This window comes from Streptomyces sp. NPDC025618, from assembly GCF_055558795.1.
In genome coordinates, this window is record NZ_JBVHLW010000023.1 from 35,808 (window position 1) to 51,644 (window position 15,837).

Annotated in this window: 12 protein-coding genes and 3 tRNA genes; 6 read left to right on the plus strand and 9 right to left on the minus strand. The window is 73.3% G+C overall.

All coding sequences use genetic code 11. From position 1 onward, the window contains the following. Positions 1-251: 251 nt before the first annotated feature. The gene (locus ACZ4A5_RS19925; RefSeq protein WP_467585420.1) at positions 252-1,109 is read right to left on the minus strand and encodes a class I SAM-dependent methyltransferase; all 858 of its coding nucleotides are present in this window, start codon (positions 1,107-1,109) and stop codon (positions 252-254) included. Positions 1,110-1,252: 143 nt separating this feature from the next. On the opposite strand from ACZ4A5_RS19925, the gene ACZ4A5_RS19930 reads away from it, so the two are divergent. Further along, entirely contained in the window at positions 1,253-2,041 is a 789-nt protein-coding gene (locus ACZ4A5_RS19930) for a helix-turn-helix transcriptional regulator (protein WP_467585423.1), read from the plus strand. 225 nt (positions 2,042-2,266) lie between these two features. On the opposite strand, the gene ACZ4A5_RS19935 is transcribed toward ACZ4A5_RS19930, so the two are convergent. Together ACZ4A5_RS19935 and ACZ4A5_RS19940 are read right to left on the minus strand one after the other, a co-directional pair. Next, entirely contained in the window at positions 2,267-3,427 is a 1,161-nt protein-coding gene (locus tag ACZ4A5_RS19935; protein ID WP_467585427.1) for a serine hydrolase domain-containing protein, read from the minus strand. A gap of 54 nt (positions 3,428-3,481) precedes the next feature. Continuing rightward, entirely contained in the window at positions 3,482-3,646 is a 165-nt protein-coding gene (locus ACZ4A5_RS19940; protein WP_467585430.1) for a hypothetical protein, read from the minus strand. A gap of 225 nt (positions 3,647-3,871) precedes the next feature. On the opposite strand from ACZ4A5_RS19940, the gene ACZ4A5_RS19945 reads away from it, so the two are divergent. Continuing rightward, positions 3,872-5,089, plus strand: a complete 1,218-nt coding sequence (locus ACZ4A5_RS19945; RefSeq protein WP_467585433.1) for a sensor histidine kinase — start codon at positions 3,872-3,874, stop codon at positions 5,087-5,089. 26 nt (positions 5,090-5,115) lie between these two features. After that, positions 5,116-5,820, plus strand: a complete 705-nt coding sequence (locus tag ACZ4A5_RS19950; RefSeq protein ID WP_467585613.1) for a response regulator transcription factor — start codon at positions 5,116-5,118, stop codon at positions 5,818-5,820. 68 nt (positions 5,821-5,888) lie between these two features. Here the strand turns inward: ACZ4A5_RS19950 and ACZ4A5_RS19955 are convergent, their stop codons facing one another. The 5 genes from ACZ4A5_RS19955 to ACZ4A5_RS19975 all read right to left on the minus strand — a co-directional run bounded on the left by ACZ4A5_RS19955 (position 5,889) and on the right by ACZ4A5_RS19975 (position 14,014). Next, positions 5,889-6,698, minus strand: coding sequence for a hypothetical protein (locus ACZ4A5_RS19955; protein ID WP_467585436.1), 810 nt, complete (start codon positions 6,696-6,698; stop codon positions 5,889-5,891). A 254-nt stretch (positions 6,699-6,952) separates the two neighbouring features. Next, entirely contained in the window at positions 6,953-7,264 is a 312-nt protein-coding gene (locus ACZ4A5_RS19960; protein WP_467585439.1) for a DUF397 domain-containing protein, read from the minus strand. Continuing rightward, entirely contained in the window at positions 7,261-8,076 is an 816-nt protein-coding gene (locus tag ACZ4A5_RS19965; RefSeq protein ID WP_467585442.1) for a helix-turn-helix domain-containing protein, read from the minus strand. The genes ACZ4A5_RS19960 and ACZ4A5_RS19965 overlap by 4 nt, the downstream gene beginning before the upstream one ends. Positions 8,077-8,188: 112 nt before the next feature. Then, positions 8,189-13,348: a PAS domain-containing protein gene (locus ACZ4A5_RS19970; protein WP_467585445.1), complete on the minus strand. Its 5,160-nt coding sequence runs from the start codon at positions 13,346-13,348 to the stop codon at positions 8,189-8,191. Positions 13,349-13,570: 222 nt separating this feature from the next. Beyond that, entirely contained in the window at positions 13,571-14,014 is a 444-nt protein-coding gene (locus tag ACZ4A5_RS19975) for an SSI family serine proteinase inhibitor (protein ID WP_467585448.1), read from the minus strand. A gap of 257 nt (positions 14,015-14,271) precedes the next feature. Between ACZ4A5_RS19975 and ACZ4A5_RS19980 the strand changes: the two genes are divergently transcribed. The 3 genes from ACZ4A5_RS19980 to ACZ4A5_RS19990 all read left to right on the plus strand — a co-directional run bounded on the left by ACZ4A5_RS19980 (position 14,272) and on the right by ACZ4A5_RS19990 (position 14,767). Then, positions 14,272-14,362 (plus strand) — tRNA-Ser (locus ACZ4A5_RS19980). A 210-nt stretch (positions 14,363-14,572) separates the two neighbouring features. After that, positions 14,573-14,645: transfer RNA gene (locus ACZ4A5_RS19985), tRNA-Arg, on the plus strand. Between the two features lie 48 nt (positions 14,646-14,693). Beyond that, positions 14,694-14,767 (plus strand) — tRNA-Met (locus ACZ4A5_RS19990). Between the two features lie 180 nt (positions 14,768-14,947). Here the strand turns inward: ACZ4A5_RS19990 and ACZ4A5_RS19995 are convergent. Beyond that, on the minus strand, positions 14,948-15,829 hold the full coding sequence (locus ACZ4A5_RS19995; RefSeq protein ID WP_467585451.1) for a TIGR03620 family F420-dependent LLM class oxidoreductase: 882 nt from the start codon (positions 15,827-15,829) through the stop codon (positions 14,948-14,950). Positions 15,830-15,837: the final 8 nt, after the last annotated feature.

The following is a 15,837-nucleotide window of genomic DNA, read 5'->3' on the forward strand; positions in this document are numbered from 1 at the left end:
CGCTATTGTCTCTCGCGGCGCACCTCGTGCGCCCCCTCCCACGAGGACGCATGTCCCTTCCGGACGCTCGCCCAGGGCGCCCGGCCAGGGCGTTCTCCGGAGCACTCCCGGACTGGGGTGCGACGTAGGGAGGGGGCGCCCATGGGCCGCCACCGGAAGAAGTCGCTTGCCGAACGGATCCTCGCGGTGAACCGCGAGTGCGGGAGTGGCTGATCCGGCGGTGACCGGAGGTGCTCGTAGACGTGGGCCTGTCACCCGGTCGCCCCGGGATTCCATGTCATGCGTCCCGCGTGGATCACATGGCTGTTCACCGGGTCCGCGGCGGGGACGGGGCCTTCGGCGTAGCGGGTGACCAAGGCCGGGCCTGTGAGGTCTTCGGTGGGGGTCAGACGCATCGCGTGCAGTTCGGCCGCGATGTCCTCCGGGGTGAAGCAGCTGAGCCAGGGCTCGCCGAGTTCGGCCACCATTTCGGCCGCCGCCTCGCGTACGGCGCGGAGTTCGGGGGACAGCGTCGGCGGGGCCTCGCCGTAGTAGTCGAAGACCATCCGCACCGGGGCGGGGTGGCCGGCCATGGAGCGGAGAGTGGTGAGGACGGCGTCGCGTGTGAGGTACGCCGTGACGCCGAGCCAGAGGAAGAACGCCGGGCGGGTGCGGTCCAGCCCGGCGTTGGCCAGAGCGGTGGGCAGGGGGTCGCGTTCGAAGTCGACAGGGGCGTAGGTCACCGACTCGGGGATCTCGATTCCGGCCGCCGCCAGTTGGCGGCGCTTCCACGCCTGGGTGGACGGGTGGTCGACCTCGAACACCCGGAGCTCTGGGTGGGGGTTGCGGTACGCGAAGGTGTCCAGGCCCGCGCCGAGGATCACGAGCTGCCGGGTGCCGGTGGCCACGGCGGCGGACAGCGCGTCCTCGGCGAAGCGGCTGCGGGCGGCGAGGAAGCGGAGGCCGTAGAGGTCGAGCGGGTCGTCGGGCAGCGGCGGTAGCCCGGCGGGGTCCAGGCCCAGGATCTTGGGCGCCAGCGGGTCGGTGAGGATCCGCCGGGGGTCGGCCTGGTGGCGCGCGCGGCCGTGCGCCGCGCGCATCGCGGTGCGGCTGGGCTGACCGGTTTCCATGAGGGCTCCTGATCGAGTCGGGATCGTGTCGGGAATCAGCTCAGGATCAGGGCGGAGGGCGTTTCGGTGACAGGGCAGGATCTGCACTGTCACCGGCGCCAAAGGGTTTGTCTGCCGTCGTGGCCTCCGTCGAAAATGTCCGGATGGACCGCGAGATCGCGCTGCGTGAATTCCTGATGTTCCACCGTTCGCGGTTGAGCCCTGGTGAAGTGGGGCTGCGCGTCCACGGGCCGCGGCGGGTCGCGGGGCTGCGCCGGGAGGAGGTGGCCGATCTGGCCTCGGTCAGCGTCGACCAGTACATCCGCCTGGAGCGGGGCCGGACCGCTCTGGTATCGGACGGGGTTGTCGACGCGGTCGCCGGGGCGCTTCGGCTCGCGCCGGGCGAGCGGCGTTATCTGCGGGCTCTCGCCGGGCGCCCGCTCCCGTCCGATGCCGGGCCCTCGGGCGGGGCGGTTGTCCGGGACGGTGTGCAGCGTGTTCTTGACTCCCTGCGCGAGTCCCCGGCGTATCTGGTCGGCCGTAACGGCGCCATCCTGGCGTGGAACCGGGCCGCAACCCGCGTCTTCTTCGACTTTCCCCGGATTCCGGCGCGCGATCGGTCGCTCGGGCGGTTGATGTTCACCTATCCGCGGGCTCGGTCGCTGTTCCTTGATTGGGAGCGGTCCGCGCGGGAGATCGTGGCTTATTTGCGGACGGAAGTGGTGGTGCGGCCTCGTGATGCGGAACTGTCCGCGCTTGTGGGTGAGTTGACGGCCGTCAGTGGGGACTTTCGGCGGCTGTGGGCTTCGCAGTTCTGCTTCGATCGTGGCAGTGGGGTTTCCAGGCTGGCCTGTCCTGAGCTCGGGACTGTCTTGCGGTTGGCTTCGTCGGCGTTTCAGCCGGTGGGGTGTGCGGGGGAGTGGGTGGTCGTTTATACGGCTTGTGGGGCGTAGGTGGGGGCGGGTCTGTTGCCGCCTGCGGCGGGAGCGCCCTTCGGGCGCGGCCTCAAGCGCCGGCCGGGCTTTGGTCGTGGCTGGTGCCGGGGGTGGGTCTTCCGGGGCGGCGCCCGGCGTCGGCACGTACGGCTGCGGTAGGTCGCGACGGCGCCGCCTGGGTCCGCGAACCCCTCCGGCCGCAAGGCCGCGATGCCCGTAAGGCCCGCGACAACCCGGCCATTGCTAACGGCCGCACAGCGCCGCGTCCACGACCTTCTCCACCCGCCCCGTGACCTCCGCGTCCGGCGGAATCTCGGTCACCGCCACACTGACCGCGCGGCCGTCTTCGGTGACCCCGCCCCGGGTCTCGTAACCCGGGATGTCGCCGCCGTGACCCCAGTACACGCCCCCGCACGACAGCGGCCGGCTCATGAGGCCCAGGCCGTAGCCCGCGCCGCCCCCGACGGGGACGGTGGTACGCATCTGGGCCAGCTGGGCCGCCGGGAGCAGACGGCCGCCGAGCAGCGCGCCGAAGAACCGGTTGAGGTCGGAGTTCGTCGAGATCAACTGGCCCGCCGCCCAGCCCCAGGAGGGGTCGATGTCCGTGAAGTCACGGAGCGGGGCGCCTGCTTCGTCCTGGTAGTAGCCCTTGGGGTGCGGCTCGCGGACGGTCCTGTCGCCTGGGGTGGGGAAATAGGTGCGCCGCAGCCCGACGCGCTTGATGACGCGCCGGTCCATCTCCTCGGCGAGCGGCCGGCCCGTGACCTTCTGCACGATCAGGCCCGCCAGCAGGTAGTTCGTATTGCTGTACTCCCATCGCGCGCCCGGGGCGAAGTGCGCCTTGTGCTGGAGGGCGATGTCGAGGAGGTCGCGGGGGTCGTAGTACTGGTGCTGAAGGGCATGGTCGTCGAGGTAGTCGCCGTACTCCGGCAGCCCGCTGGTGTGCTGGAGCAACTGGCGGACGGTGATGTGGCGCCCGTCGATGCCGTCGCCCCGTACGAGCCCGGTGAGGTAGGTGTCCACCGGGGCATCGAGGCCGACCTTCCCCTCCCCGACCAGTTGCAGCACGACCACCGCCGTGAACGTCTTCGTGTTGCTGCCGATGCGGACCTGGCCGTCCACCGGCACCTTCGCCCTGGTCGTCACGTCGGCGACACCGGCCGTGTAGTTACGGGTGCGCCCCTCGCGGTCCTTCACTCCGGCCAGCGCGGCGGGCAGGCCGTCGGACCGCACCAGCGCGTCAAGGCCCTGCTGGACGGAGTCCGGCCGGGCGGCGGACGCCGCGGGCGGGGCTCCCGTCGTCATGACACCGACCGCCAGCGCGGCCGCGACCGCCAGCGCCACCGCCCGGCCCCGGCCCTGATCACCGTCTCGGCCGAACCTCTGCCGTGCCTGCTCGCGCATGCGTCAACTCCTGGGGAATGAAAGGGGCTGTGGAATGAGAGGGACTTCAGTACTTCAGTTGCTTCCGGTGAGGTGCTCGCGGACGCACTGCGTGTACTGGTGGAAGCTGTCGGGCCGATAGCAGGCCTGCGTGTGGTTCGCGTACCAGACCATGAGGACGGCGACCAGGACGGACACCATGATCGCCAGGCCGACGACCCCGAGGATCAAGGCGGTCACCGCGAGACCGTTCCTGCCCGGCGGCGCTCCCAACCCCCGGGCCACTGTTCCTTCCCGTACTTCTCGTCGTACTTCTCGCGTGTTCATCGACCGTGCTCCCGTCAGCTGCTCAGGGCTCGATCGTGGCTTTCGGGACCGCGGGCGCGCATCGCGGAAAGGCGGGAGAATCCGCTCCCCCGATCGGGGGAGGTCGCAGGTCAGCGGCCCGGTCATACTGACCGGACCATGTTGAGGAGAATCCGGCCGCTGCTGCGCGGCTCCACCTGTACGGGCGTGCTGTTCGCCTCTTGCGGCGCGTTGGCGAGCCTTCCGCTGCTGCCCTTCGCGATGCTGCCGGGCCTGGTGTGGCGGTCCGCTCCGTACGGCGTGCTGATGGGTCTGGGCCTCCTTGTCTGGGCGGCGCTGATCGGCGCGGCCGGGCTCGCCCGCACCACGCGGCGGGCGCTGATCGTGGCCGCCCGCCGGCTGCTGAGGGTGCCGCTGCCGGATCCCGCATCCGTACGGTCACCCGACGCCGGCCATTGGCGGACTCCCCTCTGGTTGCTGCTGCACGTGGCACTGGGCTGGACGGCGACCCTGGTCGGCGGACTGCTCCTCATCGCCGCCCTCACCCTCCCCGGGGGCTGGCTCGATGCCGAGGCGGGGCTGAGTCTGTTCGGCTGGACGGTGCGGGCGGAGGGCGGCTGGTCGCGCTGGGCGATGGCGCTCGGCTGCGCGCTGCTCGCGGCGGCCGTGTGCGCGGCGGTGACGTACGCGCTGCGGTGGCTGGCGCCCCGTCTCCTCGGCCCCTCGTCGGCCGAGCGGCTCGCCCTGGCGGCCGAGCGGGAGCTGCGGCTCGCCGAGCGCAACCGGCTTGCCCACGAGTTGCACGACTCCATCGGACACACGCTGACGGCCACCACGATCCAGGCCGCGGTGGCGGGCGAGCTGCTCGCCGCCGACCCGGTGGCGGCCCGCGGCGCGCTGCGCAGCATCGAGGAGTCGGCCCGGGCCGCGCTCGAGGACCTGGACTACGTTCTGGGTGTGCTGCGCGAGGAGAAGGCGGAGGCGGCTCCGACCCGCACCCTGGCCGACCTCCCCGGACTGCTCGACCGGCTGCGGCACGCGGGCGCGGTGGTGGAGCCGGAGCTGTCGGGCGACCTGGCCCAGGTGCGGGGCACGCTCTCGCGGGCGGCGTACCGGATCGTGCAGGAGGGCCTGACGAATGCCCTGCGGCACGGGGCGGGCGGCCCGATCGAGGTCCGGGTGGCTGTCGCACAGGACGTCCTGGAGCTCGGCGTGGTCAACCGGACGGGCCCGGCCACGGGCGGCTTCCCGACGTCCGGGCACGGGCTGCCCGGCCTGACCGAGCGCGTACGGCTGCTGCACGGCGAGATCGAGTCCGGCCCGGACGGCCGGCACTGGCGACTGGCGGTCCGGCTGCCGGTACGGACGTCGGCATGACGGGTGCCACCACGGGCGAAGCCGCCATGACCGGCCCCGGCGGGAAGGGAGACGTCAGCTTCCCGGGAGACGTCACCCTCCTGATCGCGGACGACGACGCCGTGACCCGCAGCGGCCTGTGCCTGCTGCTCGGGGCCCAGCCGGGGATCACGGTGGTCGGGGAGGCCGCCGACGGCGTCGAGGTGGTCGAGCAGGCGCGGCGGCTGCGGCCGGACGTGGTCCTGATGGACGTACGGATGCCACGGCGCGACGGGATCGAGGCCACCCGGCAACTCCTCGCCACGTCAGAGGGGTTGACCGATCCGCCCAGGGTCGTGGTGATCACCACCTTCGAGAACGACGGCTACGTCACGGCCGCGCTCAGCGCGGGGGCCAGCGGGTTCGTGCTCAAGCGGCGCCCGGTCCCGCAGATCGCGGAGGCGGTGCGGGTGGTGGCCGCAGGCGAGGCGATCCTCTTCCCGGCGGCCCTGCGCCGCATGGTCGCGGCCCGCCCGCTGGACTCCGCCGAGGCGCTGCCGAGGGCCGCCCTGACGGACCGCGAGGAGGAGGTTCTGCGGTCGATGGCCACGGGCCTGTCCAACCCGGAGATCGCGAGGTCCCTCACGGTGAGCCTGGAGACGGTGAAGACGCACGTCGGGAACGTACTGACGAAGCTTGGTGCGCAGAACCGGACGCATGCGGTTGTCATTGCGTATGAGTCGGGGTTGGTGGTGCCGGGGTTCCCGGGCTGAGCTCCCCTCGGGAACTGCGGAAGTCCAGCCGCGGTCCGTCGGTGGCCGGGCGCGCGGTTCCCCGCGCCCTAGCCGCGGCGGGGGATGAACTTGCCGATGCCCGCTCGGACCGCTTCCACCTGGCGGTGGAAGTTCTCGTCGAAGGACTCCGCCAGCCAGCCTTCGTTCGGGCCGTCGGCGCGGCAAGCGCGGCAGCGGCCGCCCGGGAGGGCGCGGGCCGGGGCGCCGCAGCCCTCGCATTCCGTGAGGTGGGCGGGTGGTGGCGGCGCCTGGACGCGTCGCGGGGGGAGTTTCGACTTCAGGCGGGTGCGGGCCAGCGCGCCCGGGGAGTGGACCTCCGGGGGGAGGCCCGTCGTCAGGGCCCGTACGAGTTCGGCCTCGGTCGCCCCTCTGGCCAGCCATTCTTCGGCCAAGGGCGTCAGCTGGGCGCATTCCGTCGCCGAGAGGGCCATGCGGGGGTCCGTGCCGCCCACGTCCGCCAGGATCCTGTACGCGGGCGGCGGCGCCTCCTCCGTAGGGGTGGGTTCCGCCTCCGCCGGGACGTCGCCCCGCAGGAAGCGGCGCCACCACGACTCGTCGCGCGCGGTCCGCGAGAAGTACGTACGGAACACCCACTGCGTACGGCCGTCCCCGACGGTCTCGCGTCTGCGGAAGAGGTGGCCTGCCCTGGTCAGGGCGTTGAGCGCGGTGCGTACGGCCTGCTGGCCGTAGGCCGCCAGCTCCTTCGCGAGCGTCTTCACATCGATCGCCGCGCCGTCGGGGAGGCGGTCGATGTACGTCGCGATCGCCGCCTCGCGGGCGGGGAGGTGCGAGAAGTCGCCCTTGCGGCGGGGCTTCTGGGCGGGAGCGGAGCGCTTGCCGTAGCCCGCAGGGGCCATGAGAGGACTAAAGTTGGCGACAGCCACGGGGATCCTTGCGTGATCTCTGGTGGTCAGACCCCCGTTCGGTGTTGGTAGCACCGGCGGGGGTTGCTTGTTGCTGCGCACGCTACACACCCTGCGCACACCGTCGCCACTCGGCTACCTAAAGTCATACGAGTTGTGGTACGCGGGAGTTGGGAGGGTGGGTGGGTTGAGCCTGCCACCCGTTCCTTGGGTAAGTCGCTCGGGTCTCGACCCCCGTCCCCCGAAGCTCAAGCGTCGGCCGACGCGTAGGTTATGAAATCCGCCCAGGAGTGGGTGGGTATGGAGAGTTGGGGGCTGTGGGTGAGCTTCGAGTCTCTGACGTGGATGGTATGGGCGTGGCTCGCGATTTCGATGCAGTTACCTCCTTGGTCCTGGTTGCTGTAGCTGGACTTGAACCAGGGGTGGGCGACTTCGACGCAGTTACCGGTCTCGTTGTCGCTGTAGCTCGACTTCCGCCAGGAGTAGGCGATTTCGACGCAATTACCGCCCCCGTGGTCATCGCTGTGGCTGGACTTGAACCAGATCAGCTGGTTGCTCAAAGTTCCTCCATCAGATTGCCGATGAACTGCCTGGAGTCTTCCTCGTTGAGAGCCTGCATGCGAAGCATCGCGAAGCGACTCGTCATCTCGCTCACTGCTTCGCCGTCACCGTTCAGCTGTGCAGTTCGCTGGCATTCGGTGTAGACGAACTGCTCCTGTTCCGAGGTCTCAAGCAGCACGAACGGGCCGGACATGCCGGGGAAGTACCCCGGTCCCATGGGCAGGATCTGGATGAACACGTTGCGCTGTTCACCTACCGCCAGCAGGTGTCGGAGCTGCTTCTTCATCACCTCAGGGCCGCCCAGCATCGTGCGCAAGGCCGCTTCGTAGATGACGAAGTTGAACAGCACGGTCGGCTCGTCGAGTCGTTTCTGCCGAGTCATGCGATACGCGACGCCCGACGCGACCTGCTCCTCCGTGCGGGGAGGGATATGCGACTGGATGAGCGTCCTCGCGTATTCCTCGGTCTGCAGCAACCCCGGGATGAGGACAAGCTCGAAGGTGTGCATGGCGACGGCCTGCTGCTCCGTAGCCATGAACTCCGGCGCATGCACTTGCACCGGCTCTGGCTGAAGATACGGGCAAGCCGCCAGCAACAGACCCTGCGCCCCGCACATCTGGTCCGCGACCTCCAGGAGGCGTCGCGTCGGTTTGCGGCGGCCCTGTTCCATCGACTTGACGGTTTCCACGCCGTAGTTGGACTCCTTGGCCAAGTCCTCGCGGCTGACGCCCGCGATCGTTCGCCATGACTTGAGTTGGTCGCCGCAGTACCGCCACGACACGGGCGGGTTGGCAATGCCACGCATCAGCATTGGGGCTCACCTCACGCTACGCACCCTTATGGTCACCGCGCAGGCTAGACCTGGCCAGAGCTTCGGAGGCCCTGTACAAGAAAAAATTCGCCCGCACGGGTGCGCGAGGTGTTCAGCCCAACTTCGAGAGGAGATCGACGATCCGGCCCTGGACCTCCGCGCTGGTGGAGCGTTCGGCGAGGAAGAGGACCGTCTCCCCGGCCGCCAGCAGGGCGAGTTGGGTGGGGTCGGTGCTGGGGGAGGTGTAGACGACGAGCGGCGTACGGCTGAGGAGGCCGTGGCCGCGCAGCCAGTCGACGATGCCGGCGCGGCGGCGGCGGACCTGCATGAGGTCCATGACGACGAGGTTGGGGCGGAGTTCGGCGGCGAGGGTGACCGCGTCGGCGTCGCCGGTCGCGCGGGCGACCTGCATGCCGCGTCGCTCCAGGGTGGCGGTCAGGGCGTCGGCGATGGCCTCGTGCTCCTCGATGAGGAGGACGCGGGAGGGGTGCATCTCGCTGTCGCGGGGGGCGAGGGCTTTGAGGAGTACGGCGGGGTCGGCGCCGTACGCCGCTTCCTTCGCGGCCTGGCCCAGACCGGCCGTGACCAGCACCGGGACCTCGGCGGCGACGGCGGCCTCGCGCAGGGACTGGAGGGCGGTGCGGGTGATCGGGCCGGTCAGGGGGTCGACGAAGAGGGCGGCCGGGTAGGCGGCGATCTGCGCGTCGACCTCCTCGCGGGAGTGGACGATCACGGGGCGGTAGCCGCGCTCGGTGAGGGCGGTGCGGGTGGAGTCGTCGGGGGCGGGCCAGACGAGCAGCCGGCGGGGGTTGTCGAGGGGCTCCGGGGGGAGCTCGTCGTCCATCGGCGGGCGGGGGGTGTTGACGACCTCGACGGCGCTGTTCGGGCCGTCGAGCGGCTCGGGGCCCTCCGAACCGTCGTCCGGGGCTCCTATGGCGAAGGCGCGGCCCTGGGGGTTGCCGGGGGTCTGCGGGCGGGGGGCGGCGGCCGAGGGGGTGGGCGTCTGGCGCTCCTCCTCGGAGGGGTTGCCGAGCTTGCGGCGCCTGCCGGAGCCGACGGGCGTGCCGCCGGGGGGCGTCTCACCGGATGCGGGGCCCTGCCCGAGCATGCGGACGCTGATGGGACGTGCGGCATCGGCCGCGCCGGGCTCCTCGGCGAGGGCCCTCCGGGCGCGGCGGCGACCGGTGGGAGGCGTGGGGTCGGCGTCGGCTTCGGGGTGCGGTGCCGTGCTTCGCGCGGTGTTCTGAGGGCTGTCCGCGCCTCCGGGCGCGGCGGCCTCGCCCCCGGCGCTCGGCGCGGGGGCCTGCGGGGCGCCTGCGGCGGGCGGCGCGGGGTGGGGCTGCGGGTGGTCCGTGCCGTCGGGCGCCGCGGCCGTCCCGGGGCTCGCGCCGGGACCCTGGTCGTCGCCGGGGACCGCGGCGGCGCCGTGCGGCGCCGGGCCGCCGCCCTGCGCGGGGGCAGGGCTTCCGCCCGGTCGTGCGGTGCCCCGGGTGGGGTGGTTCCGCTGGGTGCCGGCGTCGTCGGGCGCCTGGGGCCGGGCGGCTTCGCCTGCGGCGGGCCCCTGGCCGGGGGCGGCGAGGAACGCGCCGGTGCCACCGGTGTTCGGGTGACCCGCGGCGTCGTAGGGCGCCGTGTCGTCGCCGGGTGCGGGCCAGCCCGCGGTGTTCTGCGGGGCGCTCGCGTCGGCGGTCGCACCGCCCTGCGCGGGCCAGCCGCCGTGCGGGACGGGGGCGTTGCCGCCGGGCGCGGAGCCAGCGCCGGGGCGCTGCCCGCCGTCCGCCGCGGGCCCTTGGGCAGGGTCGGCGTCGCTGGGTGCGGGCCAGGTGCCGGGGGCGGGGCTTGCGTCCGGCCGGACCTGGGTGCGTGTCGCGCTCGGCGCGGGGTGGTTCCGGGGAGTGCCGTCGGGTGCGGAGCCGCCTGGCGTGGGGCCGTGGTTCGGGTCGCCGAGGAACGCGGCCGTACCGCCCGCGTTGTCGTACGGCGCCGCGCCGTCGCCGGGCGCGGGCCAGGTGCCGGGCTCGGGGCTTTCGCCCGGCCGGACCTGGGTGCGCGTCGCGCTGCGCGCGGCGTGGTTCTGCGGGGCGTCGGCGGCCGCGCCGCTCGCGCCGTCGGTGAGGAAGGCGGCGGTGCCGCCGGTGTTCGGGTTGGCCGCCGCGTCGCCCGGTGCGGGCCAGCCGCCGGGCGGGGTGGCTGCGGGGCCGCCGGGGGCGGAGCTCGTGCCGCCGGTCTGCTGGGGGGTGCCCGCCGACGGTGCGTTGCCCGGTGCGGGCCAGCCGCCGGGCGGGGTGGTTGCCGGGTTTGCGTGGCCGCCGGGGGCGGAGCCTGTGCCGCCGGTCTGCTGCGGGGTGCCCGCCGACGGTGCGTTGCCCGGTGCGGGCCAGGTGCCCGGCATGCCCTGCGCGGGAGCGGTGCCCCGCGTGGGGTGGTTCTGCTGGGTGCCCGCGTCGTCGGCCGCCTGGCGCCGGTCCGCGCCGGATCCCTGGTCGGGGCCGGTGAGGAAGGCGGCGGTGCCGCCGGGGGCGGAGCTCGTGCCGCCGGTCTGCTGCGGGGCGCCTGCCGACGGTGCGTTGCCCGGTGCGGGCCAGGTGCCGGGCGGGCCAGGGTTCGGGTTCTCGCCCGGCTGGGCCGGGGCGCCTGCCGGGGACGCGTTGGCTTCGGGCGCGGAGGCGGGTCCGCGCGCGCCGCCCGGCGTCGAGCCGTGGTCGGGGTCGCCGAGGAAGGCGGCGGTGCCGCCGCCCTGCTGGGGGGCGCCCGGGGCGGCGGGATGTCCCGGAGCGCCCGCCGACGGCGCGTTGCCCGGTGCGGGCCAGGTGCCGGGCGTGCCGGAGGTCGGGTTCTCGCCGGGCCGGGCCGGGGTGGCTGCGGGCGCGGAGCCCGGTCGGCTCGCGCCGCCGGTCTGCTGCGGGGTGCCTGCCGACGGCGCGTCGCCCGGTGCGGGCCAGCCGCCGGGCGGGGCCGGGTTGCCGTCGGGTGCGGAGCCGCCTGGCGTGGGGCCGTGGCCCGGGTCGCCGAGGAACGCGGCGGTGCCGCCCGCGGGGGCGTACGGTGCCGCGCCGTCGCCCGGCCGGGCCGGGTTCGCGTCGCCGCCGGGCGAGGAGCTCGCGCCACCCGCGGCCTCATGCGGCGGGAGGGCCGCCTGACCCTGGTGCGGGGCGCCCGGACCGCCGGGCGCGGAGGGCGCGCTGTCCGGCGCGGCCGCGGGCGTGCCGCCCTGTGCCGGGAAGGGCCCCGGCCGTGCGGGCTGCCCCTGATGCGCGGAGGGCGCGCCGCCCTGCGCGGCCGCGGGCGTGCCGCCCTGTGCCGGGAAGGGGCCCGGCTGCCCCTGCTGCGGGGTCGCGGCCGGGTCCGCCGGCGCGTCCTTCTTCTCCGGCGCCGACGGGCCGGCCGGAAGCGCGAACGCCGTGCGCGGGGCGTCCGGTTCCGCGGCGGCCTGGCCCGGGATCGGACGCTCAGGGGTCTGTGTGGCCGTGCGGCGGGCGCGGCGGCCCGTCGGCTCGGGCGCGCGGTCCGCCTCGGCGGGCGGCAGGGCGAACGCCGTGCGCGGCGCCTCGGCCTCCGCGGGCCGCTGGTCCCGCCGCGCGCGCCGCCCGGTCGGCGCGGGCGCGCCCTGCTGGGGGACGAGCCCGGCGCCGTCCGTCGACGCCTCCTCGTCCGCGCGCGGCCGCGCCCGGCGGCGCCCCGTCGGCTGGGGCTGCTCGGGTGCCTCGTCGGGCCGCTCCGGCGCGGCCGTGCCCCGGGCCCGCTGCGCGGGCACCGGCATGACGGTCGTGGCGTTCATCGCGTCCGTGACGGGCCGCTCGGGAGTGCCGGTCACCGGGCCGTTCGCGGCCGAGACCGGCACCTCCAGGACGTAGGCGTTGCCGCCCGCACCCGGCATGTCGTGGGTCTGGAGCACACCGCCGTGGGCCCGGACGATGCCCCGCACGATCGGCCCGTGCACCGGGTCGCCCCCCGCGAAGGGGCCGCGCACCTCGATGCGCACGACCTCCCCGCGCTGTGCCGCCGCCACGACGATCGTCGAATCCCCGGAGGACCGGGGAGGGACCGCCGCGTTCCCCGTGGCGTCGACGCCGGCCACGTCCGCGATCAGGTGCGCGAGCGCCTGGGCGAACCGCTCCGCGTCGATCTCCGCCTCGATCGCGGGCGCGTGCACCGCGAACTGCGCGCGGCCGGGACCGATCAGCTCGACCGCGCCCTCGACACCGGCCGCCACGACCTCGTCCAGCGGGACGGTCTTCCTGGCCAGCTTGGTCTCGCCCGCGTCCAGCCGCTGATAAGCCAGGACATTGTCGACAAGAGTCGACATCCGGGCGTATCCGGCCGAAAGGTGATGGAGGATCTGATTCGCCTCCGGCCACAGCTGTCCGGCCGGGTCGTCGGCCAGCGTGCCGAGCTCGCCGCGCAGTTGTTCCAGCGGGCCCCGCAGCGAGGAGTCCAGGACGGCGAGCAGCTGGGCGTGGCGGGCGGCCAGCGCGTCGTACGGGCGGCGGTCGGTGAAGGTCATCACCGCGCCGACGAGCTGGTCACCGTCGCGCACGGGCGCGGTCGTCAGGTCGACGGGCACCGCGCGCCCGTCCTTCGCCCACAGCACCTGCCCGCGCACCCGGTGCTTGCGCCCGGAGCGCAGGGTGTCGGCGATCGGGGACTCCTCGTAGGGGAAGGGCGTGCCGTCCCCGCGGGAGTGATGGACGAGCGGATGCAGCTCCTGGCCGCCGAGGTCGCTGGCGCGGTAGCCGAGGATCTGCGCGGCGGAGGGATTGACCAGGACGACCTTGCCCTCGGTGTCCACACCGACGACGCCCTCGGCCGCCGCGCGCAGGATCATCTCCGTCTGGCGCTGCTGGCGGGCGAGTTCGGCCTCGGTGTCGAGCGTGCCCGTGAGGTCGCGGACGACGAGCATCAGCAGCTCGTCACCGGTGTAGGAGGAGTGGTCGGCGTACGGCGTGCGGCCGTCCTCGAGATTGGCGCTGGTCACCTCGACGGGGAACTGCGAACCGTCCGTGCGCCGCGCGACCATCCGCGTCGGCTTGGTGCGGCCGTCGTCGCTGTCGGGCAGCCGCATCGAGCCGGGGATGCGCCGCGAGTCGAAGTCCGGCAGCAGGGAGAGCAGTCCGCGCCCCACGAGACCGGTGCCGGGGACCTCGAAGGTCTCCAGCGCTATGTGGTTGGCGTTGACGACCGTGCCGTTGCAGTTGACGAGCAACAGGGCGTCGGGCAGGGCGTCGAGTATGGCTGCGAGGCGAGCAGCGCCTCGGGATGGCCTGCTGCTCACGACGACGCTTCCTCCCTGGATACCGCAACCTTGCAGACTTCGCCGGACGGGCAGCGCCTTCTCCGGCGCCCTCCAGGCGTGTCACTGGGGGGAAGTCTACGGGCTGTGGAGGCGGGCGCGACGGCGGATGACGCGTGCGGCGGGGCGTGCGGACCGGCCGCCCTCCGGCCTTCCCCGGGCCGTTGCGGGGCGTCCCGCCGCAGGCCGGACATGCCTCTTGTGTCAGTCCTCGTCGGAGACTTCCGGGTTGCCGAGGAGCTCGGAGAACTTGTTCCACCGCTCCATTTCGCACCCGTTCGTCCGGCTGAAGTCGGCGTCGACCGGCTTGCCCGCCCAGCGCCCGGAGATATGGGCCCGCTGCGGCCCGCCGTAGATGTCCGTGCACATCTGGGTCTTGGCCACGGGTGCGAAGAGGTCCTTGCCCCAGCGCGCCTGCTTGTCGAGCTGGGCGCACGCCTCCTTGGGGCGGTGGTGCGTGCCGCCGTCGGGGTGGCAGTAGAGCTCGTAGCGCCCGTTGAGCCGGCCGGCGTCGCTGACGGACACCGTGAGGTGATCGCCGCCGTTCTCCGGCTGCGGCAGGGGGAGGGGCGCGGCCGAGACCGCGGGGGCGGCGAGCAGGGCCGGGACCAGGGCCACGGCGGTGAGGGCGACTCTGCGGAGCAGCATGCGGAACTCCAGGGGCGACGGGGGTGCGGCCGCCGGACGACCGGGCGGGCGTAGGCGCCGGAAGCGCGGCCGGTGGGCCGGAGGGGCCCGAACGGGACCCTTCACCCCTCTAACGCCTGAGGACGCAACGCGTTGCGCACCGGGAAACATCTTTGCCCCAGCCGGTGAAAGCCCGGTACCGTAGGGAGCGATTGGTGGCCGACCGCGAGGCTGTGTCATCATCTGCAAGCACCACCCGCGCATGCGCGGGTGAGCGTGGAGGCGTCGCCTAGTCCGGTCTATGGCGCCGCACTGCTAATGCGGTTTGGGACTTAAATCCCATCGAGGGTTCAAATCCCTCCGCCTCCGCTTGTGTGTGGCCCCGGTCGTCTTCCGAGACGGCCGGGGCTTCTGCGTTCACGGGCGGCGGTTCCGGACGAGAGGGCCCTCGGCGATCTTGTCTGAGGGGTGTTTTCGCAGGTCAGGCGGCAAGTGGCTAATGGATTTCGCGTCACGGCGCAGTTCATGTAATGTTGTCCACGCAACGCCGACCGGCAAGAAAAACCGCCGGGAAGCCGAGCGCTCGTAGCTTAACGGATAGAGCACTTGACTACGGATCAAGAGGTTGCAGGTTCGAATCCTGCCGAGCGCACAGCCGAGAGACCGATCTCACATTTGCTGAAATCGTTCTTTCGTCCGTCGCGGGGTGGAGCAGCTCGGTAGCTCGCTGGGCTCATAACCCAGAGGTCGCAGGTTCAAATCCTGTCCCCGCTACTAAGACCGCAGGCCCGGCACTCTTCGGAGTGCCGGGCCTGCGGCGCTTTTGGCGGGATCTTGTGGTCGGCTGCGGGTTGTGTCGTCCGCACCACCGCTGCGCGGCGGTGTCCTCAAGCGCCGGACGGGCGGGATTTGGCTGAGGCGCGTGCGCGTTCCCGCCTGCCGGGTCGCCTGCGGTCAGTCTGCCAGGGGCAGTGTCTCCGCGAGTGTGCGCCATTCCGCGACCGGGAGCTCGCCCGCCTTGCGGCGGGCCGGGGCCAGGACGACCTGGATCGCCACGTGGTCCGCGCCCGCCTTCAGGAAGGCGTCCACGCGGGTCCGGATCGCCGAGGCGTCGCCGAGGGCGAAGACCGCGTCGAGGAGGCGGTCGCTGCCGTCGCCCTCGAAGTCCCGCTCCGTGAAGCCGAGGCGCAGCAGATTGTTCGTGTAGTTGGGCATCGGGAGATAGAAGGCGAGATAGTCGCGGGCCGAGCGGCGGGCGCTCGCCAGGTCGTCGTCGAGGACGACCTTCAGCTCCGGGGCGAGCAGCGGGCCCGTGCCGAGCGCCTCGCGCGCCCGCGCGGTGTGCTCGGCCGTGACCAGATACGGCACGGCGCCCGCCGCCCGGTCCCGGGCCAGCCTCAGCATGCGGGGGCCGAGCGCGGCCAGCGTCCGCCGGTCCGCGTGCGGCCCGTCCGGGGTGGCGTCGAGCTCGTCCAGATACGCCTTCATCGCGGAGTACGGGCGCGCGTACCCCTCGACCATGTGCCGGTGGCTGACGCCCAGGCCCAGGACGAACCGCTCCCGCGCGGCCGGCGCGAGCCTCGCGTACGCGGCGGCGACCCGCGCGGCCGGGTGCTGCCAGATGCTGAGGATGCTGGTCCCCACGCGCACGCGGCGGGTCGCCGCCAGCAAGTGCTCCGCCTGCGAGACGGCCGGGCTGCCGCCGGCCCACAGTGTGCCGTAGCCGAGCTCCTCCAACTCCGCCGCCGCCGCGCCGATTTCATCCCCTCTGGCCGGATCGTCCAGCCGTAGCTCGTTGCTCCAGACGCCGATCCTGCCGAGCCGTGGTTTCGTCATGGGCCCCA